At 35.9% G+C, this 384-nt stretch carries 1 protein-coding gene; it reads left to right on the top strand.

The window, feature by feature from the left end; translation table 11 throughout:
* Positions 1-174: 174 nt before the first annotated feature.
* Positions 175-384, top strand: a 210-nt coding sequence (locus BCY78_RS26145) for a hypothetical protein (protein WP_233499498.1), incomplete at its 3' end; no start/stop codon positions are given.

Genomic DNA, 384 nt, shown 5'->3' with positions numbered 1-384 from the left:
ACATACCATTGAATATAAAGACGCACTTAAATCCATGTTTGCAGGAGATTGTAATGGGATACCCAATAGGGTGGACAGAATTAAAGCACTCGGAAACGCAATAGTTCCACAAGTTGCTTACGAAATATTCAATGCTATTAACCAATTAAAATCATAAACTAAACCAATTACAAAATGTTTAATTTTAGCACTACAAAATTCAGGGCATCATCTTGGGGCAACTTACTTTCAGAACCCGTAACCAAAGCTGATAAGGAAGCAGGTAAACTAAGCCTAACCTGCCAAAAAGAACTAATAAAAATTTATAATCAGGTAGTATATGGTAGAAGAAAGGACATCACTACTAAGCAAATGGACAAAGGTATTCAGGCAGAACCCGAAAGC

Origin of the sequence: Pararhodobacter sp. CCB-MM2 (assembly GCF_001691415.1) — a bacterium.
GTDB lineage: Bacteria > Pseudomonadota > Alphaproteobacteria > Rhodobacterales > Rhodobacteraceae > Pararhodobacter.
Note: the sequence above shows the minus strand (reverse complement) of the source record. Positions and strands in the feature narration are given on the sequence as shown.